Annotated in this window: 24 protein-coding genes; 8 read left to right on the top strand and 16 right to left on the bottom strand. The window is 71.4% G+C overall.

Features of this window, described 5'->3' with window-relative positions:
- Nucleotide 1: 1 nt before the first annotated feature.
- Entirely contained in the window at nt 2–709 is a 708-nt protein-coding gene (locus tag OG892_RS36265; protein ID WP_371631302.1) for a succinate dehydrogenase, read from the bottom strand.
- Between the two features lie 94 nt (nt 710–803).
- Here OG892_RS36265 and OG892_RS36260 point away from each other — a divergent pair, with 94 nt between their 5' ends.
- The gene (locus tag OG892_RS36260; protein ID WP_073734634.1) at nt 804–1,697 is read left to right on the top strand and encodes a LysR family transcriptional regulator; all 894 of its coding nucleotides are present in this window, start codon (nt 804–806) and stop codon (nt 1,695–1,697) included.
- 72 nt (nt 1,698–1,769) lie between these two features.
- Here OG892_RS36260 and OG892_RS36255 read toward each other — a convergent pair whose 3' ends face one another.
- Both OG892_RS36255 and OG892_RS36250 read right to left on the bottom strand, forming a co-directional pair.
- A complete protein-coding gene (locus tag OG892_RS36255; RefSeq protein WP_073734633.1) occupies nt 1,770–3,944 on the bottom strand; it encodes a bifunctional diguanylate cyclase/phosphodiesterase in 2,175 nt (724 codons plus the stop codon).
- Nucleotides 3,941–4,759 carry an SAM-dependent methyltransferase gene (locus OG892_RS36250; protein ID WP_371631301.1) on the bottom strand — a complete coding sequence of 273 codons (819 nt, stop codon included), beginning with the start codon at nt 4,757–4,759 and terminating at the stop codon, nt 3,941–3,943. Before OG892_RS36250 ends, OG892_RS36255 begins: the two co-directional genes overlap by 4 nt.
- Before the next feature lie 1,098 nt (nt 4,760–5,857).
- Here OG892_RS36250 and OG892_RS36245 point away from each other — a divergent pair.
- On the top strand, nt 5,858–6,625 hold the full coding sequence (locus tag OG892_RS36245) for a hypothetical protein (protein ID WP_328864466.1): 768 nt from the start codon (nt 5,858–5,860) through the stop codon (nt 6,623–6,625).
- Between the two features lie 161 nt (nt 6,626–6,786).
- On the top strand, nt 6,787–7,341 hold the full coding sequence (locus OG892_RS36240; protein ID WP_371631300.1) for a hypothetical protein: 555 nt from the start codon (nt 6,787–6,789) through the stop codon (nt 7,339–7,341).
- 92 nt (nt 7,342–7,433) lie between these two features.
- Here OG892_RS36240 and OG892_RS36235 read toward each other — a convergent pair whose 3' ends face one another.
- Nucleotides 7,434–8,090 (bottom strand): hypothetical protein, encoded by a 657-nt coding sequence (locus OG892_RS36235; RefSeq protein ID WP_371631299.1) that lies wholly within the window; start codon nt 8,088–8,090, stop codon nt 7,434–7,436.
- A 314-nt stretch (nt 8,091–8,404) separates the two neighbouring features.
- Between OG892_RS36235 and OG892_RS36230 the strand changes: the two genes are divergently transcribed.
- Nucleotides 8,405–9,064 carry a class F sortase gene (locus OG892_RS36230; protein ID WP_371631298.1) on the top strand — a complete coding sequence of 220 codons (660 nt, stop codon included), beginning with the start codon at nt 8,405–8,407 and terminating at the stop codon, nt 9,062–9,064.
- A gap of 51 nt (nt 9,065–9,115) precedes the next feature.
- On the opposite strand, the gene OG892_RS36225 is transcribed toward OG892_RS36230, so the two are convergent.
- Nucleotides 9,116–9,958, bottom strand: a complete 843-nt coding sequence (locus OG892_RS36225; RefSeq protein ID WP_073734628.1) for a polysaccharide deacetylase family protein — start codon at nt 9,956–9,958, stop codon at nt 9,116–9,118.
- 165 nt (nt 9,959–10,123) lie between these two features.
- On the opposite strand from OG892_RS36225, the gene OG892_RS36220 reads away from it, so the two are divergent.
- Nucleotides 10,124–10,585, top strand: a complete 462-nt coding sequence (locus tag OG892_RS36220; RefSeq protein WP_024491783.1) for a universal stress protein — start codon at nt 10,124–10,126, stop codon at nt 10,583–10,585.
- Nucleotides 10,586–10,765: 180 nt separating this feature from the next.
- Nucleotides 10,766–11,335, top strand: coding sequence for a sigma-70 family RNA polymerase sigma factor (locus OG892_RS36215; RefSeq protein ID WP_073734627.1), 570 nt, complete (start codon nt 10,766–10,768; stop codon nt 11,333–11,335).
- On the opposite strand, the gene OG892_RS36210 is transcribed toward OG892_RS36215, so the two are convergent.
- Complete coding sequence (locus OG892_RS36210; protein ID WP_073734626.1) at nt 11,269–11,466, bottom strand: zf-HC2 domain-containing protein; 198 nt, start codon at nt 11,464–11,466, stop codon at nt 11,269–11,271. The two genes, OG892_RS36215 and OG892_RS36210, sit on opposite strands and share 67 nt — an antisense overlap.
- A gap of 124 nt (nt 11,467–11,590) precedes the next feature.
- On the opposite strand from OG892_RS36210, the gene OG892_RS36205 reads away from it, so the two are divergent.
- Entirely contained in the window at nt 11,591–12,106 is a 516-nt protein-coding gene (locus OG892_RS36205) for a hypothetical protein (protein WP_327340252.1), read from the top strand.
- 61 nt (nt 12,107–12,167) lie between these two features.
- On the opposite strand, the gene OG892_RS36200 is transcribed toward OG892_RS36205, so the two are convergent.
- The 10 genes from OG892_RS36200 to OG892_RS36155 form a co-directional block, all read right to left on the bottom strand.
- Nucleotides 12,168–13,358, bottom strand: coding sequence for a histidine kinase (locus tag OG892_RS36200; protein WP_327340251.1), 1,191 nt, complete (start codon nt 13,356–13,358; stop codon nt 12,168–12,170).
- On the bottom strand, nt 13,355–14,836 hold the full coding sequence (locus OG892_RS36195; protein WP_371631297.1) for a cation acetate symporter: 1,482 nt from the start codon (nt 14,834–14,836) through the stop codon (nt 13,355–13,357). The genes OG892_RS36200 and OG892_RS36195 overlap by 4 nt, the downstream gene beginning before the upstream one ends.
- Nucleotides 14,833–15,195 carry a hypothetical protein gene (locus tag OG892_RS36190; protein WP_371631296.1) on the bottom strand — a complete coding sequence of 121 codons (363 nt, stop codon included), beginning with the start codon at nt 15,193–15,195 and terminating at the stop codon, nt 14,833–14,835. Before OG892_RS36190 ends, OG892_RS36195 begins: the two co-directional genes overlap by 4 nt.
- A gap of 65 nt (nt 15,196–15,260) precedes the next feature.
- The gene (locus OG892_RS36185; RefSeq protein ID WP_073734622.1) at nt 15,261–16,013 is read right to left on the bottom strand and encodes a LytTR family DNA-binding domain-containing protein; all 753 of its coding nucleotides are present in this window, start codon (nt 16,011–16,013) and stop codon (nt 15,261–15,263) included.
- A 31-nt stretch (nt 16,014–16,044) separates the two neighbouring features.
- Nucleotides 16,045–16,905, bottom strand: coding sequence for an Fpg/Nei family DNA glycosylase (locus tag OG892_RS36180; protein ID WP_371631295.1), 861 nt, complete (start codon nt 16,903–16,905; stop codon nt 16,045–16,047).
- 33 nt (nt 16,906–16,938) lie between these two features.
- A complete protein-coding gene (locus OG892_RS36175) occupies nt 16,939–17,796 on the bottom strand; it encodes an amidohydrolase (RefSeq protein ID WP_371631294.1) in 858 nt (285 codons plus the stop codon).
- 1 nt (nt 17,797) lies between these two features.
- Entirely contained in the window at nt 17,798–18,109 is a 312-nt protein-coding gene (locus OG892_RS36170) for an L-rhamnose mutarotase (RefSeq protein WP_371631293.1), read from the bottom strand.
- A 1-nt stretch (nt 18,110) separates the two neighbouring features.
- Nucleotides 18,111–19,094 (bottom strand): aldo/keto reductase, encoded by a 984-nt coding sequence (locus tag OG892_RS36165; protein ID WP_073734618.1) that lies wholly within the window; start codon nt 19,092–19,094, stop codon nt 18,111–18,113.
- Nucleotides 19,095–19,213: 119 nt separating this feature from the next.
- A complete protein-coding gene (locus OG892_RS36160; RefSeq protein ID WP_371631292.1) occupies nt 19,214–20,635 on the bottom strand; it encodes a wax ester/triacylglycerol synthase family O-acyltransferase in 1,422 nt (473 codons plus the stop codon).
- A 155-nt stretch (nt 20,636–20,790) separates the two neighbouring features.
- Nucleotides 20,791–22,857: a SpoIIE family protein phosphatase gene (locus OG892_RS36155; protein ID WP_328864476.1), complete on the bottom strand. Its 2,067-nt coding sequence runs from the start codon at nt 22,855–22,857 to the stop codon at nt 20,791–20,793.
- A gap of 319 nt (nt 22,858–23,176) precedes the next feature.
- Here OG892_RS36155 and OG892_RS36150 point away from each other — a divergent pair, with 319 nt between their 5' ends.
- Nucleotides 23,177–24,544: an FAD-dependent oxidoreductase gene (locus OG892_RS36150; RefSeq protein ID WP_328864477.1), complete on the top strand. Its 1,368-nt coding sequence runs from the start codon at nt 23,177–23,179 to the stop codon at nt 24,542–24,544.
- Nucleotides 24,545–24,992: the final 448 nt, after the last annotated feature.

Genomic DNA, 24,992 nt, shown 5'->3' with positions numbered 1-24,992 from the left:
GTCAGCTCACCACTCCGGTCATGACAGCGACGGGTACGGAGACGAAGCCCACCGTCAGCACCAGCGCGAGCGCGTTGGCGAGGGTCTTCAGGACACGGTCGCGGGTCGCGCTGCCCGCGCCGAGGGTCTGTGCCGCACTCCAGAACCCGTGCTGGACGTGCAGGCCCATGGCGAGCATGGCGACGATGTAGATGACGTTGCCGTACCAGGTGGAGAAGGTGTCGATGACGTTCTGGTACGGGTGTCCGGACTGGAATCCGCCCGAGTGCACGGTGCCGGTCGTCAGGTCCAGGATGTGCCAGACGATGAACAGCGCGAGGACGATGCCGCCGTAGCGCATGGTGTTGGTGGCATAGCTGGCACGCGGCTTGCGGTGTACGTACTTGCTGGGCCGCGCCCTGAGGTCGCGACGGCTGAGCTGGTACGCGGAGACGGCGTGCAGCACCACGGCGGCGACGAGCACCAGCCGGACGATCCACAGCGCCCACTCGTGGTGCAGGAACGGCTCGCCCATCACGCGCAGCCAGTGCGCGTAGCCGTTGAACTCGCCCGGACCGAAGAAGATCTTCAGGTTGCCGACCATGTGGACGACCAGGTAGAGGAGCATGATCAGGCCGCTCACGGCCATGATCGTCTTCTTGCCGACGGAGGAGTCCCAGAGCGAACGCGTCATGGACGGCCGTCGGTCCGTCCGTGTTGCCAATGCCATGGACACGACGCTAGAACCGAAGGCCCGATCAGTCCAAGACATGAAACAGCTCATGTCCATAGCCTCTGACTATCGAGCGAGCTACGGTGGGTGTATGCAGCTTCAGCAGCTCGTGTACTTCGTGGCCGTGGCCGAGGCCCAGCACTTCACCCGCGCCGCCGAGGACGTACATGTGTCACAGCCCTCGCTCTCGCAGCAGATCAGGGCGCTGGAGAGCGAGCTGGGGGCCGAACTGTTCAGCCGCGCCCGGGGGAACATCGCGCTGACCGACGCGGGCGAGGCGCTGCTGCCACTGGCCCGGCGCATCCTGGCCGACGCGGACACCGCCAGGCACGAGGTCCAGGAGCTGGTCCAGCTGCGCCGGGGGCGGGTTCGGCTCGGTGCGACGCCCAGCGTCTGCACGGGGCTGCTGCCCGACGTACTGCGCGCCTTCCACGATCTGCACCCGGGCATCCAGCTGCTGCTGGAGGAGGGCGGTTCGCACGACCTGGTACGGGAGCTGGCGCGCGGCGCCCTCGATCTGGCTCTCGTGGTGCTTCCGCTCCCCGCGGCCTCACCGGCCCTGACCACGGTCGAGCTGCTCCAGGAGGATCTGGTGGTGGTCTCGTCGGCGGCGGGACCGCGGCCCGGCCGGGGCGGGCGGGTGCGGATCGCGGATCTGCAGAGCGAGCCGCTGGTGATGTTCCGGCACGGCTACGACCTGCGGGAGCTGACTGTGGCCGCCTGCCGGGCCGAGGGCTTCGAGCCGTCGTTCACCGTGGAGGGCGGCGAGATGGACGCGGTGCTCGGGATCGTACGGGCCGGTCTCGGCATCGCGGTGGTCCCGAGCATGGTGGCCGCCCGGACGGGCCACGGCCTGCGGACGACGCCACTGGCGAAGCCGGGGCTCCGCCGCACGATCGCGCTCGCGCACCGCAGTGACGTGGATCCGCCACGGGCGGCGCGCGAGTTCCAGCGGGTGCTGCTGGCGAGCCGGGCGGACGCCTAGCTTGATCTTCAACCTAGAGATCAAGCTAGTCCCCGGGCACCTGACGCGCCCCGGGACGGAGCGTCCGCCGGCTCACACCGCGTCGGCCAGCAGCAGCGAGTGGATCCGGTCCGGGGCGCCGGGCCGCGCGTAGTACCAGCCCTGGGCCGTGTCGCACCCCAGCTCCCGCAGCTGCTCCGCCTGGGCCCCCGTCTCCACGCCCTCCACCGTCACCGCCAGGTCCAGGCTGTGCGCGAGCGACACGATGCCCTCGACGATCTTCAGGTCCACCGGATCGGCCGGGTGGTGCTGCATCCCCTGGGTGAAGGAGCGGTCCAGCTTCAGCACGCTCACCGGCAGCCGCCGCAGGTTCGCCAGGTTCGAGTAACCCGTGCCGAAGTCGTCGAGCGCTATGCCGACGCCCATCTCGGCGAGTTGGCGCAGCGGCTTCAGCAGATCGTCGTCGGCGCCGATGAGCGCCGACTCGGTGACCTCCAGGCACAGCGCCGCGGGCTCCAGCCCCGAGCGTTCCAGGACGTCGACGGTCTCGGCGACCAGGCGCGGATGGTGCAGCTGGGCGGGCGAGAGGTTGACGTTGATCCGCAGCGGGCCCCCGTCGGTGTGCCGCTCCTGCCAGAAGTTGGCCTGCCGCACCGACTCCTCCAGCACCCAGCGGCCGAGCGGCACGATCAGCCCGGTGTGCTCGGCGAGCGCGATGAACCGGTCGGGCCCCAGCACCCCGTGCTGCGGGTGGCACCAGCGCACCAGCGCCTCCGCCCCGTGCACGGAGCCGTCCCCGAGGTGCACCAGCGGCTGGTACTCGATGAAGAACTCGCCGCGCTCCAGCGCGGCGGGCAGCGCCGTGGTCAGCCCGTGCCTGGTGATGGCACGGGCGTCCGCCTCCGCGTCGGCCAGCTCGAAGCGGTTGCCGCCCGCGGACTTGGCCCGGTACATCGTGATGTCGGCGCTGCGCAGCACCTCGGCGGCGTTGCGCTCACCGGCCGGGCCCTCGACGACCCCGATGGACCCCCGGACGGTGAGCTCACGCCCGTCCAGCCGGATCGGTGTGGCGAGCACCCCGAGGATCCGGCAGGCGAGTTCGTCGACCTCCGAAGCCGTGTCGGGACCGGTCGTCAGCGCCACGAACTCGTCGCCGCCGAGCCGCGCCACCATCTCGCCCGGCGCGGTCGCGCAGCTCTGCAGCCGGTCCGCGACCTCGACGAGCAACCGGTCGCCCGAGGCGTGGCCCAGGCTGTCGTTGATCGCTTTGAAGCCGTCCAGGTCCAGGTAGCAGAGCCCGAAACGGCTGCCGTCACCGGCCGAGAGCGCTTTCTCGAGGCGCTCGAAAAAGAGCGTCCGGTTCGGCAGACCCGTGAGCGCGTCGTGTGTGGCCTCGTAACGAAGCCGCAGATTCAGCAGCCTGCGCTCCGTGGTGTCCTCCATCAACGCCAGCTGGTACTCCGGGTTTCCCTCCGCGTCGCGCAGCAGGGACACCGTCAGATTGGTCCACAGGACCGTGCCGTCGTTGCGGTAGAACGCCTTCTCGACGCGGTAGTGGTCGCGCTCGCCGCTCACCAGCTCGTTGTAGTACTTCCAGACCTTCGGTGAGTCCTCCGGGTGGACCCACTCGTTGACGCGGTGGCTGCGCACGTGGTGGTCGAGCCCGCCGAACATCCGGGTGAGGGTGTCGTTGACCTCCAGGACGTTGCCGTCGAGGTCGGCGATCCCGATGCCGATGGCGGCGTCCTTGAAGACGGCCCGGAACCGCGCCTCGGTCGCGTGCAGCGCCTGTTCGGCGTGGGAGCGCGCGGCGAGCGCCGATCGGGCGATGGCCTCCTGCTCTGCGAGGGTCCGCTCGCGCAGCGCCTGGCTGAAGCCGCCTGCTACGGCGTGCTGGATCCTGGCGCAGCGGGACCGGCTGTCCTCGGTCGCCAGCGCCACCGGGCCGTTGTTCCCGCAGTACAGGACGAGGTAGGAGTCGACGACACCGAGCGTGGAGCTGAGCGCGTCCGGGTCCGTGCAGTGCGCGGCGACGAGCGCGCCGCCCACCCCGGCCGCCGATACGGCGTCGAAGGGGCGGGCGTGCAGGGTGTCGCTGAGCATGCGGGCCAGCGGGAGCAGATGGTGTTCGAACTCCGGGCGGGTCAGGGAGGTGGCCGTCGACGGGAATATGGCCCGGCTCCAGATCGTGGCGAATCGCCGGAGCCGGTCCTCGGGGCCGTCGGGCTCCGCGTCCGGTGCGCCGGACGACTGGGCGGGAATGCTCACGCCTTGCGTCCCACTCCCGCGAAGCCCGAGAAGGCGTACGGGTCTTCACCGCCCTGCGCAACCGGGGTCTCGGGGCGCCAGCTCGGCATCGGCACCAGGCCGGGGTCGACCATCTCGTATCCGTCGAAGAACCGGCCGATCTCGTCGGACGAGCGCATGACCAGCGGGTTGCGGATGTTCTTGTACACCCCGACCGCACCGCCGGCCTCCTCCCGCGTCAGCGGGATGCCCTCGTACGAGGCGTGGGTGACGACGAGGAGGCTTCCGGGGGCCAGCAGGTCCCGCAGTTCCGCGACCGCCTTGTGCGGCTCGTCGGAGTCCTCGATGAAGTGGAGTACGGCGACGAGCAGCAGCGCTACCGGCCGGTCGAAGTCGAGGAGTCCGGAGATCTCCGGGTTGTCCCGGATCTCCTGCGGCCGGCGCAGATCGGCGGTGGCGATCACCGCTGCGGAATTGCCCTCGAGCACGGCCTGGCTGTGTGCGACCGCGACCGGATCGTGGTCGACGTACGCCACCCGGGCCTCGGGGGCTATGCCCTGGGCGACCTCATGGACATTGCCGAAGGTCGGTATCCCGGAACCGATGTCCAGGAACTGGGAGATCCCCTCATCGAGCGCGTAGCGCACCGCCCGGCGCATAAAGGCACGGTTCGCCTGCATGATCTTGGGAAGCCCCGGCATGAACTCCATGGCCTTGCGGGCCGCTTCCCGGTCCACCTCGAAATTGTGCGAGCCGCCCAGATAGAAGTCATACATTCGGGACACGCTCGGCACCGAAATGTCAATGCCTTGCGGTGCCCAGGCGGGACGCTCCATCGATCTCTCCAACAAGTCGCCACGGCGATCCGGCCATGTTCATGGTCAGTGTTGACCAGAGGCTACTGATCGCCCGCCAGGAGAGCGAGCGGAAACGGAAATTAGCGGTCCGTTATTGGTCACACCCGTGGCAACTGCAACCGCCTCGTCGCTGCGTGTGACATTCGGACGACGGAACCCCTGAAAAAGGTTCGCAATAGAACTACTTTGGCGTATCGGCCGACTCGGCATTTGCGGGACGCCGCACACCATCTTCCTCCCGCTGCGGGGCTGTTGGCACCGGCCGGCCCGCCGCCGCCGGGTTGGGCGCGCGCCCGCCGTACGCGGGCCGCCCCACCGGAAGTGCATGTCAACTCTCCCGCCGAAGCTGCCAGTTGCGATGCGGAATCGCGTGACGCATGACCATGGGCGGGTACGCATGGGCCCTCTTTGTTCAATGCGTCCGCAGAATTTTCCCCGGCCGCAAACACCCAGTGCTTCAGGTACCCACCATCAGGGGAATCCGGCGGCCGTGCGGCGTGCCGCCGCGCGGCCCGGAACATGCTCCCGGTCGTGTACGGATCACTCATCGGCCGGCTCTCGGCGGCCGTCGCACTCATCTGGCTGCTCACCGCCCCGGTGCCCGCGGTCGCGAGCAACTGCGGGTACGCCTCGATCGGCGACGACGGGGGCAGTTCGGCGGTCGCCAGCAGCGGTGACGGCAGTTGTCACGCGGGGCCGAAGCCCAAGCCCACCCCACCGCCCGCGCCCCGGCCTCCGCCTCCGCCGCCACCCCCGCCGCCCCCTCCCCCTACCCCTCCTCCACCGCCGCCCCCACCAGCACCAGCACCACCTCCGCCGCCCGCGCCGGAGCCGGCACCCCCGCCTCCTCCCCCTCCGCCGCCCCCTCCGTCTCCGTCCCCCTCGCCCTCGCCCTCGCCCTCACCGTCCGTACGCCCCACACCCCGGCCGGTGGCCCTGCCCGCCTACCGCAGACCGGTCCGGAAGGCCCCGGAGCGCCATACCTCCCTGGTCACGCTCACCTTGATGATCACAGCCCCCGCGGTGTTCGCCGTCGCCGTGCTGCGGCCCCGTTCCCGATGACCTTCGGAGACCCACATGTCGGAATGGCTTGTTCTCACCTTCGCCATGGTCGCGGCCACCGCCGTGGTGCTGACCATCGCCGTACTCAACAACCGCCGGCTTCCCGAGGACGACGACCCGTCCGAAACCCCTGACGTCATCGAGTACATGACGATGATGATCGGCGTGGTCTACGCGATCGTGCTCGGCCTCGCCATCGCGGGCGTCTGGGAAGGCCGTGGAGCGGCCCAGGAGTACGTCCGCCAGGAGGCGCAGGCGCTCCACGAGGTCGACGCGCGCTCGTCCGTCTACCCGGTCGAGGTACGCACCCGGATCCGCGCCGACGTCGACGCCTACGTCAGCTTCGTCGTGCACGACGAGTGGCAGACCATGATCGACCACGGCAGGCTCGACGACCGCGGCTCGCAGCTCCTGGACCGGGTGCGCGCCGACGTCACCGACTACAAGCCGAAGACGGACCACGAGGGACAGGCGTACCAGCCGCTCGTCGACCAGATCGCCGCGGCCGACGACGCCCGCAGCGCGCGCGGGCAGAGCGCCGGGGCCACCATGCCGGGGGTCGTCTGGTTCGGGCTGATCATCGGGGCGCTGGTGACCGTGGGGCTGATCTTCGCCCTGCAGATCCGGCGCACGTTCCGGGAACTCCTGCTGGCCGGCCTCTTCAGTGTCCTGATCGCCTTCCTGCTCTTCCTGATCTGGGACTTCGACTCACCCTTCGGCCGGGGCCTCTCGGCCACCGCCGCACCGTTCCTCGATCTGTTCCCCAAGGCGTCAGGGGGTTAGGGGCGGACCGTGCGCCGCTCGGGGGACAGCGGCGCACCATTGGACGACTCCGATCGCGGGCGAAATGCACCACTTCTAGCGTGGGCGGCATCGAGGTGCATTTCTGATGCTTTGCGGGAATCCGTTCCGCAACTGCTCCTCGGGGACCCGGAGGAATCACCATGCGCGCAATACGCGTCGCTCCCGTCGCTCTGCTCGGCGCGGCGGCATTCGCCATGACCGCCCCGGCCGTGACCGCGTATGCCGCGACTGCGGGCGGACCGTCCAACAGCGGGAGCGGATACACCGTCACGCCTTCGGCGATCGCGCCGGGCGGCCAGGTGACCCTGGCCGCCAAGGGGTGCTCGACGACGGCCACGGCGTCCTCCGGGGTGTTCGACACCGTCACCATCCCCAGGGGCGGCACCGCCAGGGCAACGGTCGACTGGGATGCCAAACCGGCCGCCGCGTACGAGGTGACGTTCACCTGCAACACATCGCCGAGCTCCACGGCGAAGGTGAACCTCACGATCAGCGCGGCCCCGAGCACGCCCACCACCAGCTCCACGAGCACCACGAGTTCGACGGCCTCGCCCGCCGGCGTTCAGGGTGGTCTCGGCGGCAGCATCGACAGCCCCGACACCGCGATGATCGTGGGCGGCACCGCGCTGGCCGTGGCCGCCGCGACCAGCACCGTCTTCGTGGCGCGACGACGCAGGGAGAACCGCTCGCACTGACCGGCACCGCCGGCCGGAACGGAAGTCGCCCCGGGTCCTTTCACAGGACTCGGGGCGACGTGGTTATCGGTCCGGCAGGTATGTCCGCGAGGTCAGACCGCCCCATGGGTCCTCCGGCGGCGCATGATGTACATGCCTCCACCGAGAGCCGCGGAGGCGACCAGACCCGCGCCCACGCCCATGTCCGCCGGGCTCGCGGCCATCGAGCCGCCGAGGCCGCCCTGTGCGCCGCGGCTGTTGAGCACGGTGAACCGGTGCCCGGCCGTCCGGTCGGTGCCGTCGCAGCGCACCGTCAGGTTGTAGGAGCCGGGCGTGGCGTCGTTGAGGATCCGGACCCTGGCGTGACCGACCCGGCCCGCCGAGAGCCGCGTGGTCCGGAAGGCGTTGGACGAGACGCTGCCGCCCCGGCCGCAGCCCTCCGCGCTGACCTGCATGGCCGCGCCCTGGTGCACGCGCTCGGGATCGACGGTCACGTTGTTCGGACCGTTGTTGCGGCCGTTCCCGTTCCCGTTGTTGTTCCCGTGCCCGTTGCCATTGCCGTTGTTGTTGCCGTTGTTGTTGTTCCCGTTTCCGTTTCCGTTGCCGTTGTTGTTGCCGTTGTCCCAGTCGCCCGGGTCGTTCCAGTCGTTCTGGCTGTTCCCGTTGTTCTGGCCGTTCCCGACGTCTCCACCGGCTGCTGCCATCGGGGCGCCGAGCCCGAGGGCGGCGACGGCGGTCGCGGCGACAACGAGAGCGCGTGTAGCACGCATCGTTCGAACCTCCAGCGGGAAGCGCCCCCGGAGCTCGGTGCGCCGGGATGGATCGACGAGAACGCCTCCCATGACGAACCCTCACCAGATCCTTGATCCAGCGCATTTCGGCGCTGCTCCACCCCGGTGATCCGACACACCGTGCGCACAGCGGTGAAACTGATGGATTCGCAGGTCACAGAGCGTCAGAACTTTTATCCGCGCACTACTCCGATACGCAACCGCCCGCCCGGCCGCCACCCGTTCGCCCCTCCCTGATCGCCGCCCGGCCGCCCCGCGCCTAGCGTTCCCCTCGTCGCGACGAAGGGAGAACCATGGGCCGGGACAACTGGCACCCCGAACGGATCAGACACTCGCCCTGGGGCGCGCTCGCCCTGGTGATGCTCACCGGTCTCGCACTGATGCGGAACGGCGCGGACCTCTCGCCCGGACCGCCGCAGCCGGTCGCCGCCACGTCGGTCGGCCACCAGGTGGCAGTGCCCGCGGCGCCCGTGGCAGGGCCGGTGGTCAAACCGCTGGCGTACGCCCCCGTCGACCGCGTCGCCATCCCCTCGATCCAGGTCGACGCGCCGGTCATCGACGTGAACCTGGACCCGGACGGCTGGATCGAGACGCCGCCCCCGCAGGACCCCAACCTCGCGGGCTGGTACCAGAACGGCATCGCGCCGGGGCAGCTGGGCACCTCGGTCGTCGTCGGCCACGTGGACAACGAGGCGGGCCCGGCCGTCTTCTACAGCCTGGGTTCGCTGAAGAAGGGCAACCGCGTCGAGATCACCCGCAGCGACGACCGGGTCGCCGTCTTCGAGGTCTACGGGGTCGAGGTCTTCGAGAAGAACGACTTTCCCGGCGCCCGGGTGTACGGCGACACCGGCAAGGCGGAACTGCGGGTCATCACCTGCGGCGGCGGATTCACCAAGGCCAATGGCTACGACGGCAACGTCGTGGTCTTCGCCCGGCTGGTCGCGACGCGCTGACGACCGCTGCCCGGGGGCGGTCCCGTCCCCGGGCAACGGCCGGCGCGCGGCTCAGCGGCGCTGCGGCACGGTGAGCCGGTAGCCCTCGTCCAGCAGCTCGGGCAGATACCGCCCCAGCGCGGCCACGCTCTGCGAGCGGTTGCCGCCCGCGTCGTGCGACAGCACCACGACGCCGGGTGCGGCACCCTCCCTGACCCGGTCGACGATGCTGTCGGTGCCGGGAACCGTCCAGTCCAGCGTGTCCACCGTCCAGGCCATCGGTTCCATGCCCATCGCCGCGCCGATCTCGAAGGAATTGCGGTTCCAGGCCCCGTAGGGCGCCCGGTACCAGAGCGGCGGCGCGCCGGTGATCTTCTCGATCACCTCGCTGGTGCGCCCCAGTTCGTCGGTGATGCCCGCCCGGGAGAGCTTGGTGACCAGCGGATGCGTCCACGAGTGATTGCCCACCGTGTGTCCGTCGTCGGAGATCCTGCGCACCAGGTCCTGGTTGTCGTTGGCCATCTCACCGCAGAGGAAGAACATGGCCCGTACGTCGTGTTCGCGCAGCGTGTCCAGGATGTGCGGGGTGTAGAGCGGGTCCGGGCCGTCGTCGAAGGTCAGCACCATGGCGTGCCCGATGTCGGGCAGCTTCTCGAACGGCCGGGTGCGGACGGGCGGCGCCGCGGGGCGGTAGTGGGGCGGAGTGTTCGCTGTCATGGGGCTCAGACGATAGGACAGCGGCTTGGTCCGGAGGGCCGCGGGCGGCCCCGCCGCGGCGTCGGACGGCGCCGCGGGGCGCCGGAAGGGAGTGCCTGCGGTGTCCGCGGCGACCAGGCGCACGACGGAGGCCGCGCCCAGTCCGGCGGCCAGCCTCAGCAGCGTCCTGCGCATCGGCAGCCTCTGATCATTTTTCATGACCAACTGCTCGCACGTCCGGGCTCCCTCCCACCTCAACGACACCGGTCACGCGGGGTTTTGCACCCAATGGGGGGAGCCCGCCCGTGGCAACCGGCGTCCACGCGTCCCGACCGCCGAGAGCCCGGACGGGCGGGCCGCACGGCAGCGGATAGCCTCACTGCCGTGACAGACCAGCAGCCTCACCAGTTCGAACGTGGCACAGACGGCCCAAAAGTGATCGTCGCGGGCCTCGACGGTTCGGAGTCGTCCATGCGTGCCGCGGCCTATGCCGCCGGGCTCGCCCGTCGGCAGCGGGCCATGCTCGCCCTCGTCTACGTACAGCCCGTGCTGCCCGCGGGTGCCGCGCTCGGTGCGCCGGTCGGTGATACGACCGGGGAGGTCGCGGAGGGTCTGGTGAATGAGATCCGGGAGTCGACCGAGCGGATGAAGGACATATGGGATGTGCGCTGGGAGTTCCACACCTTCCGCGGTGATCCGTACAACGGCCTGGTGACGGCGGCGGACGAACTCAAGGCGGATGCCGTGGTGGTGGGCGCGTCGGAGTCGGCGGGCCACCGTTTCATCGGCTCGGTGGCCGTCCGCCTCGTGAAGGCGGGGCGCTGGCCCGTCACCGTAGTCCCGTAAGCCCTCGCACCCCGCGCCCTGCTCCGACGCCCGCCCGACCGCTCACCGCACCATTCGCCGCTCCGTGCGACCGCTCGTCGCACGGGGCGGCGTTTGTCCTGTTGCCAGGGGCGCGGATGCGTTCGTATACGCGAGTCAGCAGCGAGGCGGCAGGGACCTCCGCGGGGAAGGGCGTTCACCATGACCACGACGACGACCGACGAGCGGGCCCTCGCGGATCTGCAGCGTGAGCACGGCCCGGCCCTGTTCCACTTCCTCCTCGGTCTGACCTTCGGCGACCGGCAGCGGGCAGAGGATCTGCTCCAGGAGACCCTCGTGCGGGCCTGGCAGCACCCGGAGGCGTTCGACGGCCCGTACGAGTCGATGCGGCCCTGGCTGTTCACCGTGGGCCGCCGGCTGGCGATCGACGCCCGCAGGTCGCGGCTGGCCCGGCCCGCGGAGGTGGGCGACGCGGTGCTGGAGAGCGCCCCGTGCGGGGAGGACACCGCCGAGTCCGCGGTCGCCGCGCTCGATGTGCGCGAGGCGGTCCGTGGCCTCAGCCCGGAGCACCGGGCGGTGCTGGTCCAGATCTACTTCCGGGGCCTCAGCGTGGGCGAGACGGCCGAGGTGCTCGGGATTCCGGCCGGGACCGTGAAGTCCCGTTCGTACTACGCGCTGCGCCTGCTCTCCCGTAATCTGCCGGGCTACTCCAGGAGGTCCTCCTCGCTGAGCAGCGGGAGCAGGGCCGCGGCCTCGGCCACCGCGACGTAGTCCGCGGCGCAGAGGTCGCAGTTCTGCAGATGGCGGGAGACCTCCAGCGCCTCCGGGGCCGGGAGCGCGTCCAGCACGTAGGCGCCGAGCCGTTGTCTCATGTGCGGTCCCTTCCCGGGCTCTGCGGTCATCGCACCCTCTTGTCTGTGACGCATCCGGTCCGACGGATCCTGTCCTTCTGGCCACGCGGGGCGCGCTCCCCCGGTTCAATGCTGCGTGTGGGGGCGTGCCGAGAACGGAATGGGGCGAGACGCGATGCGTCCGGAACGTCAGGACGGATCCGGTGGCGGCGGGCTGCAGATCCCGATGGCCTGGATGTACGCGGAGTACATCGCCGACGAGCTGCTGCGGACCGGGGAGCTGATGGAACCGGCCACGCTGGAGTACCGGGCGGGGCGTGACGCGCTCGCCCTCACGGTCTTCCTCTCGGACGGCGCGGTGGCCGAGGCGCTGCCCGCCACCCGGGTGGACGAGCTGCGGCTGCTGACGGCGTGCGGGGCCCCGTGGCGCGGCTGGGTCTGCGAGCGGCTCGACGCGCTGGAGGCGGCGCGGGGCGGCCCAGACCCGGATCTGGCGCTGGCACGGGCGGCGTGGCGGTGGCTGGAGGACACCGAACTGCTGGCGGCCGACCTCGACGCGATCGGCCCGCCGCCCGGGGAGCCGGCCGACGGCCCGCGGGACCCGGAGGCGGAGGGGGCGGTGGCGCAGGTGTGGACGCCGGCCTGGCAGCTGGGGCTGCCGCTGGGGCACCTCTCGATCCACCTGTACTGAGAGCCTGTCCGTCCGTACTGAGAACCTGTCCGTCCGTACTGAGAGCCCGTCGGCCGCCCCTTCAGGAACCGTGCACCCCGGCGCGGTACTTCGGCAGCCGTACCGTGATCCGCATTCCGGCGCCGATGCCCGTCTCGATGACGAGCCCGTAGTCGTCGCCGTACACCTGCCGCAGCCGTTCGTCCACGTTGAGCAGGCCGACCCCGGTGGACTTGCCGCCCTCGCCGCGCAGGATGTGGCGCAGCCGTTCGGGGTCCATGCCGATGCCGTCGTCCTCGATGACCACCTCGGCCTCCGAACCGGCGTCCAGGGCGCTGATGGTGATGCGGCTGGAGGTGACCGCTCCTTCGAGTCCGTGTTTGACGGCGTTCTCGACGAGGGGCTGGAGGCAGAGGAACGGCAGGGCGACGGGCAGCACCTCCGGCGCGACCTGGAGGGTGACCGCGAGCCGTTCACCGAAGCGGGCCCGGACCAGGGCCAGGTACTGGTCGATGGAGTGCAGTTCGTCCGCGAGGGTGGTGAAGTCGCCGTGGCTGCGGAACGAGTAGCGGGTGAAGTCGGCGAACTCCAGAAGGAGTTCACGGGCCTGCTCGGGGTCGGTGCGGACGAAGGAGGCGATGGCGGCGAGCGAGTTGAAGATGAAGTGCGGGGAGATCTGCGCGCGCAGGGCCCTGATCTCCGCCTCGATGAGCTGGGTGCGTGAGCGGTCGAGCTCGGCGAGTTCCAGCTGTACGCAGACCCAGCGGGCGACCTCCCCTGCGGCCCTCGCCAGGACGGCCGACTCCCTCGGCGCGTAGGCGATCAGGGCGCCAAGGACCCGGTGGTCGACGGTGAGCGGCACGGCGACGGCCCACCGCAGCGGGCAGTCCAGATCCTCGCAGTCGCTGCGGAACGCGGTGTCCCGGCCGCTGGCGAGCAGCTCCGCCACCTGTTCCATGACGTGTTCGCCGTGGTGGCCGCCCTCGCCGTCCCAGACCAGGATCCGCTCGCGGTCGGTGAGGCACAGGGCGTCCGTGCCGAGCAGGGAGCGCAGCCGCCGGGCGGACTTGCGGGCGCTGTCCTCGGTGAGTCCGGCGCGCAGCGGGGGCGCTGCCAGCGAGGCGGTGTGCAGGGTTTCGAAGGTGGCGTGCTCCACGGGGGTGCCGACGTCGCTGGTGCGGACGGGGCGGGCGGTGCGGCGTCCGGCCAGCAGGCCTGCCCCGAACAGCAGGGCGCCCAGGAGCACGATGACGGCGTATCCGGCCCCGGTCACCGGTGCCTCCCTGAGGTGAGCGCTTCGGGCAGGTGGAAGCGGGTCATGGCGGCGTTGGTGCCGGCGGGTATACGGCCGGGCGTGGCCAGCGACACGAGGATCATGGCGAGGAAGCCGACGGGCACGGACCAGACGGCGGGCCAGGCGAGCAGGGCGTGCGGCCAGCCGGGCGGGCGCACCGCGCCGCTGACGGTGATCGCGACGGAGAGCAGTGCGGAGCCGCCGCCGAGCAGGAGTCCGGCGACGGCGCCGGGCGGGGTGAGGCGGCGCCACCAGATCCCGAGGACCAGCAGCGGGCAGAAGGAGGACGCCGAGACCGCGAACGCCATCCCCACGGAGTCCGCGACCGGCACCCGGCTGACCAGCAGGGAGCCGGCCAGCGGGACGGAGATGGCGAGGACGGTGGCCAGCCGGAAGTGCCGTACGCCGCGCGAGGGCAGGACGTCCTGGGTGATGACTCCGGCGACGGCCATGGTCAGTCCGGAGGCGGTGGACAGGAACGCGGCGAAGGCGCCGCCCGCGATGAGCGCGCCGAGCAGGTCGCCGCCGAGGCCGCCGATGACCCGGCCGGGCAGCAGCAGTACGGCGGCGTCCGCGTCGCCGCCGTGGATCAGTTCGGGGGCGTACAGCCGGCCGAGGGCGCCGTAGACGGGCGGCAGCAGGTAGAAGACGCCGATCAGGGCGAGGACGGCGACGGTGGTGCGGCGGGCGTCGCGGCCGTTGGGGCTGGTGTAGAAGCGGACGACGACGTGCGGCAGGCCCATGGTGCCGAGGAAGGTGGCGACGATGAGCCCGTAGGTGGCGTACAGCGGGTGGTCGGCGCGGAAGACGGACAGCTGCTCGTCGAAGGTGACGCGGGGCCGTCCGTCGCCCTGCCAGGCCAGCACCAGGAAGAGGGCGGGGACCAGGAGCGCGGTCAGTTTCAGCCAGTACTGGAAGACCTGGACGAAGGTGATGGAGCGCATGCCGCCCGCGGCGACGGCCAGGACGACCACGGAGGCGACCAGGACGTCCCCGAGCCAGCCGGGCGCCCCGGTGAGGATCTTCAGGGTCAGTCCGGCGCCCTGGAGCTGCGGCACGAGGTAGAGCCAGCCGGCTCCGACGACGAGCACGCTGACGAGCCGGCGCACCTGCCGGGATTCGAGCCGCCCCTCGGCGAAGTCGGGCAGGGTGTAGGCCCCCGAGCGGCGCAGCGGCGCGGCGACGAAGACCAGCAGGACGAGGTAGCCGGCCGTGTAGCCGACGGGGTACCAGAGCATGTCGGGGCCGTGCACGAGCACCAGTCCGGCGATGCCGAGGAAGGAGGCGGCGGAGAGGTACTCGCCGCTGATCGCGGCCGCGTTGAGGCGGGGCCGAACGGTGCGGGAGGCGACGTAGAAGTCGGACGTGGTGCGGGAGATGCGCAGTCCGAACCCGCCGACGAGGACGGTGGCGGAGACGACGGCGGCGACCGCCGTCACCGCGTAGGCGCGGCTCACTGTGCGGGGCGGCCTTCCACGAGCCGGGCGAAGTCGTGTTCGTTGCGCTCGGCCCGGCGCACGTACCACCAGGCGATCAGGGTGAGCGGCGGGTAGGCGGCGAAGCCGAGGACGGCCCATACGACGGCGTCGCTGCGCAGTGCCGCAAGGACCAGCGGCAGGGTGCCCGCGACGACGGCGAGCGCGGCGAAGGCGGTGAGCCCGGCGCGCAGTTGGCTGCGCATCAGCGAGCGTACGTAGGCACCGCCGAGCGCGGTCTGTTCGTCGATCTCCGACTGGGTGCGGTAGCGCGGCAGCGGCCGGACCCGCCGGGGCTCCCCCGTCACCACTTCACGCCGGGGCGTTGACTCTGCGGACATGGGGCCGGAGTGTACGCAGCACCCGACCCCGCTGGGAAGGGCTTGGAAACGCGGGTAGCCGCTGGTCAGCGGCCGCCCTGCCGCATCAGCAGATCGCGCAGCGCACGGGTGTGGCGGCGGCTGACGGCGAGTTCGGCGGTGCCGATGCGCACGCTCATGCTGCCCGCGTCGAGGCGCAGTTCGTCGATCCGGCCGAGGGCCACGAGGTGGCGGCGGTGGATGCGGACGAAGCCGCGGGTCCGCCAGCGTTCCTCCAGGGTGGTCAGGGGCACCCGGACCAGGTGGCTTCCGGTGGCGGTGTGCAGTCGCGCGTAGTCGCCCTGGGCCTCGGCGTAGGCGATGTCGTCGATCGGCACGAAGCGGATGACGCCGCCCAGTTCGACCGGGATCTGGTCCTGCGCGGTGTCGTGGACGGGTGCGGAGCGCTCCCCGACCTGTTCGGCGACGCGGCGCACGGCTTCGGCCAGGCGCTCGCGGCGTACCGGTTTCAGGACGTAGTCGACGGCCTTGAGGTCGAAGGCCTGTACGGCGAAGTCCTCGTGGGCGGTGACGAAGACGATGAGCGGGGGCGCGGCGAATCCGGCCAGCAGCTGGGCGACGTCGAGGCCGGTCAGCCCGGCCATGTGGATGTCGAGGAAGACGACGTCGATGGCGGCGGGGTCCTCGGGCCCCGCTTCGACGGCGCCGCCGATGCGGCGCAGCGCCTCGGTGGCTCCGGTGGCTCCTTCGGCGCTGCGGATGCGGGGATCGGCGCGCAGGAGGTACAGGAGCTCCTCCAGGGCGGGTTCTTCGTCGTCGACGGCGAGTACGCGCAGCATGAGGCCGGAGTGTAGACCGGCCGGGTGGCGGCTACTTGAGCAGTTTGGAGAGCCTGCGGTCGGCGAGCGGTTTCCCGCCGGTCTGGCAGGTCGGGCAGTACTGGAGCGAGGAGTCGCTGAAGGAGACCTCACGGATGGTGTCGCCGCAGACCGGGCAGGCTTCTCCGGTGCGTCCGTGGACCCGCATCCCGCTGCGCTTCTCGGCCTTGAGCTTCTTCGCCGCGAGGCCGCTGGAGCGGGCGACGGCGTCGTCGAGGGTGGTGCGCAGGGCGGTGTGCAGCCGGGTGATCTCGTCGTCGGTGAGGTGCGCGGTGGGTTTGAAGGGTGACATCTTCGCGACGTGCAGGATCTCGTCGCTGTAGGCGTTGCCGATGCCGGCGATGAGGGACTGGTCGCGCAGCGCGCCCTTGATCTGCCGGCGCTCTCCTTCGAGCAGCGCGGCGAACGTGTCCCGGTCGAAGGACGGGTCGAGCGGGTCGGGTCCGAGTCGGGCCACACCGGGCACCTCTGCGGGGTCGTGGACGAGGTGGACGGCGAGGCGCTTGGTGGTGCCGGCCTCTGTGAGGTCGAAGCCGTCGCCGCCGGTGAGGACGGTGCGCAGCGCGAGTGGCCCCTTGCCGGGGCGCGGCGGGGTGGCGGGGAAGCCGTCCCTCCACTGGAGCCAGCCGGCCCGTGCGAGGTGGGTGAGCAGGTGCAGGGGGCCCACCTCGATGTCCAGGAACTTGCCGTGCCGCCGGACGCCGGTGACCGTGCCGCCGTGCAGGGCGGTGAGCGGCGGCTCGTACGTCTTCAGGACGCTGATGGCGAGCGGGAGGACGCGGTCGATCTCCCTGCCGACGAGGTGGTCGTCGAGGAAGACCCGCAGGGCTTCGACTTCCGGCAGTTCTGGCATGGTCCCAGCCTGCCGCAGGCGGCGCCGGGGTGGCTACCGGAGGCCGTAGACCCGCTCGGCGGTGGTGGCGAGGACGGCGGCCCGTTCGCCGGGTCCGAGGCCGCTGACCAGGGTGTGGGCGGCCTCGACGACTTCGGTGTACGTGGCCGCGAGCCGGCACACCGGCCAGTCCGAGCCGAACATCAGCCGGGCCGGCCCGAAGGCGTCGATGACGGTGTCCGCGTAGGGGCGCAGGTCCTTGACGGTCCAGTTGTGCGGATCGGCCTCCGTGACCAGGCCGGAGAGCTTGCACACGGTGTTGGGGAGGGCGGCGAGGGCCCGTACGTCATCCGCCCAGGGGCGCAGGCCGCCGGTGGCGATGGGCGGTTTGCCCGCGTGGTCCAGGACGAAGGTGAGGCCGGGCAGCAGTTCGGCGGCCCGGACGGCGGCGGGCAGCTGGTGCGGCTGGACCACCAGGTCGTAGACGAGTCCGGCGCCGGCGACCGCGGCCAGGCCGCGCAGGACGTCGGCGCGCAGCAGCCATTCGGGGTCGGGCTCGCCCTGGACCTGGTGGCGCAGCGAGACGAGCCGGTCGCCGCCGGGCAGCTCGCGGAGGGCGGCGAGGGTGTCGGTGATGTCCGGCGCGGTGAGGTCGCTCCAGCCCACGACGCCGGCGACCAGATCGCTGCCGTCCGCGAGCGCGAGGAACTCGGGGGTCTCCTCCGGGACGGTGACGGTCTGCACGAGCACGGTGGCGGTCACGCCGTTGGCGCGGGCCTCCGGTTCCAGGTCGGTGAGGGAGAAGTCGCGGCGCAGGGGCGCGAGTTCCTCGCCGGTGATCCACTCCTGGTCGCGTACCGAGAGGTTCCAGATGTGGTGGTGGGCGTCGACGATCCGTGGGGTGGTGGTCATGTCACAGCTCCCAGGCGACGGGGAGTCCGGCTTCGGCGCCGTCCGAGGAGTAGTCGTGCGTGACGTCGAGGAGCTCGTCCATCCTGGCCTGCCAGGCGACGTTGACGGGGAGCTCCTCCAGTTCGGCGAGGAGACGGGCGTAGTCCTCGCACTCGATGACGTGGAACAGTTCGGTGCCGCTGCGCCAGATCGTCCAGGAGGTGGCGCCCGCCGCGCGGATCGCCCGGGTCAGTTCGGCCGGGACCTCGCGGTGCGCGGCCTCGTACTGGGCTGTGCGGTCCGCGCGGACCTTGGTGTGCAGGGCGATGCGCATGTCAGTTTCCGTTCTCGGGCAGCAGTCCCTCTTCGCGCAGCTCGTCCCAGAGCCCGTCGGGGACCGGCTCGCGCAGCAGGGCGGCCGCGTCGCGCACCTCGTCCGGGGAGCGGGTGCCGACGAGGACACCGGCGACGGCGGGGTGGGTGAGCGGGTAGTGCAGGGCGGCGGCGCGCAGCGGTACGCCGTGGCCCTCGGTGACGGCCTTCAGGCGCAGGGCCCGGTCCAGGAGGGTGAGGGGCGCGGCGGCGTAGTCGTACGTCGCGCCGGGGCGCGGGTCGGCGAGGAGGCCGGAGTTGAAGACCCCGCCGACGACGACGCTGCGTCCGCGAGCGGCGGCCTCCGGCAGCAGAGTACTCAGGGCCGACTGGTCGAGGAGGGTGAAGCGGCCGGCGCAGAGCACCACGTCGGCGTCGGTGTCGCGGACGAAGCGGGTGAGCATCGCGGTCTGGTTCATGCCGGCCCCGATGGCGCCGATCACGCCCTCCGCGCGCAGCTTCTCCAGCTCCGGATAGGCCTCCTGGAAGGCGGCTTCCGCGTGGTCGTCCGGGTCGTGCAGGTAGGCGATGTCGATGCGGTCGAGACCGAGCCGTTCCAGGCTGTCCTCGATGCTGCGGCGGACACCGGCGGCGCTGAAGTCCCAGCGGCGGCGGTGGGTGGCGGGCACGGCGAAGCCCTCGGAGAGCTCGTCGGACGGGGCGGACCCGCCGTCGGGCAGTGGGTCGAGGACCCGGCCGACCTTGGTGGACAGCGCGTACGAGTCGCGGGGGCGGGCGCGCAGCGCCTCACCGAGCCGCCGCTCCGAGAGGCCCAGTCCGTAGTGCGGGGCGGTGTCGAAGTAGCGGACGCCCTCGTCCCAGGCGGCGTCGACGGCGGCCGCGGCCTGCGCCGGTTCGACGGCAGTGAAGAGATTGCCGATGGCGGCCGCCCCGAAGGACAGCTCGGTGACCTCGACCGCGCTGTTTCCCAGCCTGTTGCGCCGCATCGCTGTGCCGCCCTCCCCGATGATCGATCTGTCCTCTCGCACATATTCATCGGATCACTCGGCTGCGTCAACACCTCGGAGGCGATCAACTGCGGCGTTTACTCGGGAATCTGTCCGACCTATGGCGCCGCACTCGGTCGGACGACCGGGCCTCCGGCCGGTCCGTGCACGGGCAGCGTCGCGAGCAGCTCGGCCACCTCTTCCTCCGCGCAGCGCCCCAGCCGCTCCAGATCGGGCAGCGCCTTGCCGTCGGCCACCAGCCCGATCTGCACCCGGCCGCCGTACGTCGTGAGCGCCACGGCCAGCGACTGGCCCCGGGCCAGTGGCGCCATCGGGTACAGCGCGCGCAGCGGGCAGCCGGCGAGGGAGAGCGCGGAGCGCGGCAGCGGCACGCTGGTGACCAGGACGTCGAAGAGCATCCTGGCCGCGCTGCCGGCGAGCGGGGCACCGAAGCGGTGGGCCAGCGAAGGAAGCTGATCGGCGAGTACGGCGACCGCGCCGGCCCCGCGCAGCGGCCCGGCGGACTTGTTGCGGTCCATGGCGCCGCGTACCGCGCGCAGCCGTTCCCAGGGGTCGGGTTCCGAGACGGGGAGGCCGAGCAGGTACGCGGACAGCCGGTTCCCGGTGGCGGCGCCTCCCGGGCGGCGCCGGGAGACGGGCACCAGGGCGCGCGGATCGGCGCCGGGCAGCGGTTCGCCGCGCTCCAGCATCCAGCGGCGCAGCGCTCCGGCGACGACCGCGAGCAGCACGTCGTTGGACGTGCCGCCCGCGGCCCGGCGGATGCGCTGCACGGCGTCGAGGTCCAGATCGGCGGTGGCCAGCCGCCGGGTGCCGCTGGAGCTGGCACTGAGCGCCGTCGCGCCGCGCAGGTCGAGGCGGCTGGCCCGCACCAGCGAGGCGCCGACGCCGAACGCCCGGCCGAGGTCCTCGATCCGACCGAGCGCGAGACCGGCGACCTGGCGCGGACCGGGCATCCAGGAGCGCGGCGGTACCGGCCTGGTCCGGCCGGCCGGTGCCCCGGTCCGGCCGCGGCCCGCGACGGAGGCGATCTCGTCGAAGATCCCGGCCCCGATGGCGACCGCGCGCATCCCGTCGGCGAGCGCGTGATGGAGCTTGACCAGGACGGCGAACGGGCCGTCGGCGGCGCCGCCGATCACGTACATCTGCCAGGGCGGCAGCCCTCTGCGCAGCGGCTGTTCCATCAGTTCGCCGGCCAGCCGGGTGGCCGCCGCCATGAACGCGCCCTCGCCGCCGGTCTCCGTCCCGGGCAGCTCCACCCGCCTGATGTGCCGGTGGACGTCGAAGTCCTTGTCCACCGACCAGGCCGCGCCGCCGACCGGCAGCAGTACGTCGCGCACCCGCATCCGCAGCCGGGGGATCGCGGCGGCGCGGGCGCCGAGCAGCTCCAGCAGGGCGTCCGGGCCGGGCGCGGGGCCCGCGTCCGGGGAGAAGACGGCGAGCGCGCCGAGGTGCATGGGGTGGGCATCGGACTCAAGGTGCCAGAAGGCAAGATCGAGAGGTGCCAGTAGCTCAGTGCCCAACGGGTCCTCATGTCATCGAAGACAAAGACTGACGGAAATCAAGAAATCACAGTCAATCTCTCTCGGTCGGTTACGGTCAAGTACAGACATGTTACGTTCTGTTACTTTGCAGTAGTGTTCACTGCCGCCGGCCGACGGCGTCGGTCGACGGCTGCTCAGTCGCGTGGCGGAATGCCGAATTCGCACCAGACGCACTTGCCGGTGCCCCGGGACTCGACGCCCCAGGCGTCCGCCAGCTGGTCCACGAGCATCAGTCCCCGGCCGGAGACCCCCGATTCGCCCGCGTCCCGGCGGCGCGGCAGCGCGCTCGACCGGTCCTCGACGTCGACCCGGAGCCGCCGTTCCGCCCCGGTGAGCACCCGGATGGTGACGATCGCGCCGCCGTCGGTGTGCATCAGCGCGTTGGTGGTCAGTTCGTCGGCGGCCAGCTCGACCTCGTCGGCCCGGTCCTTCGCGCCCCAGGCCCGCACCGCCGCACGGATCATGTGGCGCGCCGAGCTCAGCGCCTCCGGATCGTTCTGCGCCACGTGCTGCTGGAGCCGGCCGCCGGGCTGCGGCGCGTGGGCGGCCCGGCGCCTCAGCAGCAGCACGGCGACATCGTCCTCGCCGCCGCGCTCGTCGACCCATTCGCAGAGCCGGTCGGCCAGTTCCTGGAGGTCCTGCGGACCGTTCCTGACCATGTCGGCCAGCAGCTGCGTGCCCTCGTCGAGGTCCGCTCCGGGCAGTTCCACCAGCCCGTCGGTGAACAGCACCATGGTCTGGCCGGGATCCAGCTCGACCGTGCTGACCGGGTACTCCAGCCGCCCGAACATCGCGGAGAGCCCCAGCGGCAGCCCGCCCTCGACGGGCACCTTGCGGCAGGTCCCGTCGGCCTCCCGGACCAGCGGGTCCACATGACCGGCCCGGACCAGCTGGACGACGCCGGTGGTCAGGTCGGCCTCGGCGTAGGTGCAGGTCGCGAAGCGGTCGGTGTCCAGCTCGTGCAGGAAGACGGAGGCCCGCGCCATCACCGTCGCCGGGCTGTGGCCCTCGGCGGCGTAGGCGCGCAGCACGATGCGCAGCTGCCCCATGACGGCCGCGGCGTGGGTGTCGTGCCCCTGTACGTCACCGATGACGGCGCCCACCCTGCCGCCGGGCAGCGGGATGACGTCGTACCAGTCGCCGCCGATGTCCCGGCCGAGGCGGGCCGAACGGTAGCGGACGGCGGTCTGCGCGCCGGGCACCTCGGGAATCCGGCGCGGCAGCATGGCCTGCTGGAGCCCCTCGGCGAGGTCGTGCTCCTGCTCGTAGAGCATGGCGCGCTGCAGGCTCTGGGCGATGGAGCTGCCGAGGGCGACGAGCAGATTGCGCTCGTCGCCGGTGAAGCCGTCCTTGTCGCTGTAGAGCAGCCCGAGCGCGCCGATCGGGCGGGCCTGGGCGATCAGTGGCAGATAGGCCGCGGAGGTGATGCCGAGATGGCTGATGTAGGGCCACAGGATCGGGTACGAGGCCGCGAAGTCCTCTGCGGACTCGATGAAGCGGGGGGTGAGCGTGCGCACGACCTCGCTCATCGGGTACGGCTCGTCCGTCCGGGTGTAGCGGGTGCCGGGCACGAAGGAGCCCTCCGGCCCGTCCGCCACCAGATGGAGGCGCCCGGCCTCTATCAACCCCATGACCAGGCTCGTCGCGCCCAGGTGGGCAAGCCCCTGGGAGTTCTTGAGCACGTCGGTGACGTCCCGGACGGTACGGGCGTGCGCCAGCGCCGCCGTGGTGGCCTCCACCAGACTGGTCCGGCGCCTGCGCTCCCGGTCCAGCTCACGGCGGGCGGTGGAGTCGGCCAGCTCCTGGGTGGCGTCCCGGACGATGCCGATGATCCGGCGGGGCCGCCCGGTCGCGTCACGCTGGACGAAGCCCTGGGTGTGGGTCCAGCGCAGGCTCCCGTCCCGGCGCAGGCTGCGGAAGTACGCCCCGTAGTTGCTCCGGCCGCTCTTGAGCGCCTGCGCGACCAGCGCGTCCAGCCGTACGCCCTCGTCCGGGGGCACCCGCACGGCGAGCGACTCCGGCCGGTCGTCGTACTCGTCGGCCCGCAGGTCGAACACGTCAAGCGCGGGCTCGTCCATGTGCATGAGGCCGCTGTCGAGGTCCCAGTCGAAGCTGCCCATACGGTTCAGGGCGAGACTGAGGTCCGGGTGGGCGGGCCAGTCGTCCGGGAGTGACAGGGCACCCGCTACCCGATCATCCATGTGGGTCACTCTGCCATCATTTGTCCGATTCTTCGAGTGAGCTGTCCACCAGCTGAACGTGCGATGGGACACATTCCCCGGGCCGCCCCGCAGGCCCGTATCCCAAGGATTCGGCACCCGGCACCCCGTTCGGGAGCACCGGATATCCCCGCAGAACGCCGACCCGCCCCGAAACCGGGCGCGGGCAGCGGCTAACGTGTGCGGGGGCGAACTAAGCCAAGCCTTACCAAGACACGCCCTGCCCGTGTTCGCCCACTGTTCGCCTGATCGTTCTCCCGCTCTTCGCCCGCTCTTCGCCCGTTCTAAGGAACAGCCCTCCATGACACGCCCCGTCCGCGTAGCCATCGTCGGAGCCGGTCCCGCCGGAATCTACGCAGCGGACGCGCTGCTCAAATCCGAGGCCGCCGCAGAGCCGGGCGTGTCCATCGACCTGTTCGAGCGGATGCCCGCCCCCTTCGGCCTGATCCGCTACGGCGTGGCCCCGGACCACCCCCGGATCAAGGGCATCGTGCAGGCGCTGCACCAGGTCCTGGACAAGCCGCAGCTGCGGCTCTTCGGCAACGTCGACTACCCGAACGACATCGGCCTGGACGAGCTGCGGTCCTTCTACGACGCCGTGATCTTCTCCACCGGCGCCGACGCGGACCGGGCCCTGGACATACCGGGCAGCGAGCTGGACGGCTCGCACGGGGCCGCCGACTTCGTCTCCTGGTACGACGGCCACCCGGACGTGGCGCGCACCTGGCCGCTGGAGGCCGAGAAGGTCGCGGTCCTGGGCGTCGGCAACGTGGCCCTGGACGTGGCCCGGATGCTCGCCAAGACCGGTGACGAGCTGCTGCCGACCGAGATCCCCGCCAACGTGTACGAGGGCCTCAAGGCGAACAAGGCGCTGGAGGTGCACGTCTTCGGGCGGCGCGGTCCGGCCCAGGCCAAGTTCAGCCCGATGGAGCTGCGCGAGCTGGACCACTCGCCCAACATCGAGGTCATCGTCAACCCCGAGGACATCGACTACGACCAGGGCTCGATCGAGACCCGGCGCGGCAACAAGCAGGCCAACATGGTCGCCTCCACGCTGGAGAACTGGGCGATCCGCGACATCGGCGACCGGCCGCACAAGCTCTTCCTGCACTTCTTCGAGTCCCCCGTCGAGATCCTCGGCGAGGACGGCCGGGTCGCCGGTCTGCGCACCGAGCGCACCGAGCTGGACGGCACCGGCAACGTGCGCGGTACCGGCCGCTTCAACGACTGGGACGTGCAGAGCGTCTACCGCGCGGTCGGCTACTACTCGCAGGAGCTGCCCAAGCTCCCCTTCGATGTCGCCTCCGGCACCGTCCCGCACGCCGCCGGGCGGGTCCTGGCCGGTGACGAGCCGATGGACTCGGTGTACGTCACCGGCTGGATCAAGCGGGGCCCGATCGGCCTGATCGGCCACACCAAGGGCGACGCCAACGAGACCGTCGCCTGCCTGCTGGAGGACCACACCAAGGGCCGGCTGCCCGCTCCCGCGCAGCCCGAGCCGGAGGCCGTCACCGATTTCCTGCGGGCCCGCGGCGTCCGCTACACCACCCGTGAGGGCTGGTACCGCCTGGACGCCCACGAGCGCGCCCTCGGCGCGGAGCAGGACCGCGAGCGGGTCAAGGTCGTCGAGCGCGACGCCATGCTCGACGCCTCCGAGCCCGGCAACTGACGGCACGGCCGACGGCCCCGGAAGGTCTCCGCGCGGGAGATCCCTCCGGGGCCGTCGGCCGTCGTCGGGCCGTCCCATTCGGTCTTCCCGCCACGCATCCGAGATCAGGGGACAGGCAGAATGCTGTGAACACGGCAGCCGCGACCGCGTCCCCGGCACTGCGGGCCGGCGGCGGAGTGAGCGACGTACCGAGGGGCCAGTTGGTTGACAGCCAGGTCCTGACAGCGTCGCGCAAGGACGCGTCCCGCGCGGCTCTGTCCGGCCGGACCCAGGAGCCGACGTCCTGTGTCATGGCCATCGTCGCGACAGACGGCACTGTGCTGGCTCCAGCGGAAAGTTGTCGGGGACGAGGCTATGAGGCAGGGCTCACAGGCTGCACCTGAACCTGATGCACGCTTGGCAGGACGCCCCTGCCCGATGCCCTTCTCACCACAGGTGAACCTACACG

Source organism: Streptomyces sp. NBC_00341 (genome assembly GCF_041435055.1).
Lineage (GTDB): Bacteria > Actinomycetota > Actinomycetes > Streptomycetales > Streptomycetaceae > Streptomyces.
The sequence above is the reverse complement of the archived record's forward strand: the minus strand, read 5'-3'. Positions and strand labels throughout refer to the sequence as shown.

Coding starts and splice junctions, on each gene's coding strand:
- OG892_RS36265 (WP_371631302.1), bottom strand. CDS start 709: ATGGCATTGGCAACACGGACGGACCGACGGCCGTCCATGACGCGTTCG.
- OG892_RS36260 (WP_073734634.1), top strand. CDS start 804: ATGCAGCTTCAGCAGCTCGTGTACTTCGTGGCCGTGGCCGAGGCCCAG.
- OG892_RS36250 (WP_371631301.1), bottom strand. CDS start 4,759: ATGGAGCGTCCCGCCTGGGCACCGCAAGGCATTGACATTTCGGTGCCG.
- OG892_RS36245 (WP_328864466.1), top strand. CDS start 5,858: ATGTCGGAATGGCTTGTTCTCACCTTCGCCATGGTCGCGGCCACCGCC.
- OG892_RS36240 (WP_371631300.1), top strand. CDS start 6,787: ATGCGCGCAATACGCGTCGCTCCCGTCGCTCTGCTCGGCGCGGCGGCA.
- OG892_RS36235 (WP_371631299.1), bottom strand. CDS start 8,090: ATGCGTGCTACACGCGCTCTCGTTGTCGCCGCGACCGCCGTCGCCGCC.
- OG892_RS36230 (WP_371631298.1), top strand. CDS start 8,405: ATGGGCCGGGACAACTGGCACCCCGAACGGATCAGACACTCGCCCTGG.
- OG892_RS36225 (WP_073734628.1), bottom strand. CDS start 9,958: ATGAAAAATGATCAGAGGCTGCCGATGCGCAGGACGCTGCTGAGGCTG.
- OG892_RS36215 (WP_073734627.1), top strand. CDS start 10,766: ATGACCACGACGACGACCGACGAGCGGGCCCTCGCGGATCTGCAGCGT.
- OG892_RS36210 (WP_073734626.1), bottom strand. CDS start 11,466: ATGACCGCAGAGCCCGGGAAGGGACCGCACATGAGACAACGGCTCGGC.
- OG892_RS36205 (WP_327340252.1), top strand. CDS start 11,591: ATGCGTCCGGAACGTCAGGACGGATCCGGTGGCGGCGGGCTGCAGATC.
- OG892_RS36190 (WP_371631296.1), bottom strand. CDS start 15,195: ATGTCCGCAGAGTCAACGCCCCGGCGTGAAGTGGTGACGGGGGAGCCC.
- OG892_RS36185 (WP_073734622.1), bottom strand. CDS start 16,013: ATGCTGCGCGTACTCGCCGTCGACGACGAAGAACCCGCCCTGGAGGAG.
- OG892_RS36180 (WP_371631295.1), bottom strand. CDS start 16,905: ATGCCAGAACTGCCGGAAGTCGAAGCCCTGCGGGTCTTCCTCGACGAC.
- OG892_RS36175 (WP_371631294.1), bottom strand. CDS start 17,796: ATGACCACCACCCCACGGATCGTCGACGCCCACCACCACATCTGGAAC.
- OG892_RS36170 (WP_371631293.1), bottom strand. CDS start 18,109: ATGCGCATCGCCCTGCACACCAAGGTCCGCGCGGACCGCACAGCCCAG.
- OG892_RS36165 (WP_073734618.1), bottom strand. CDS start 19,094: ATGCGGCGCAACAGGCTGGGAAACAGCGCGGTCGAGGTCACCGAGCTG.
- OG892_RS36155 (WP_328864476.1), bottom strand. CDS start 22,857: ATGGATGATCGGGTAGCGGGTGCCCTGTCACTCCCGGACGACTGGCCC.
- OG892_RS36150 (WP_328864477.1), top strand. CDS start 23,177: ATGACACGCCCCGTCCGCGTAGCCATCGTCGGAGCCGGTCCCGCCGGA.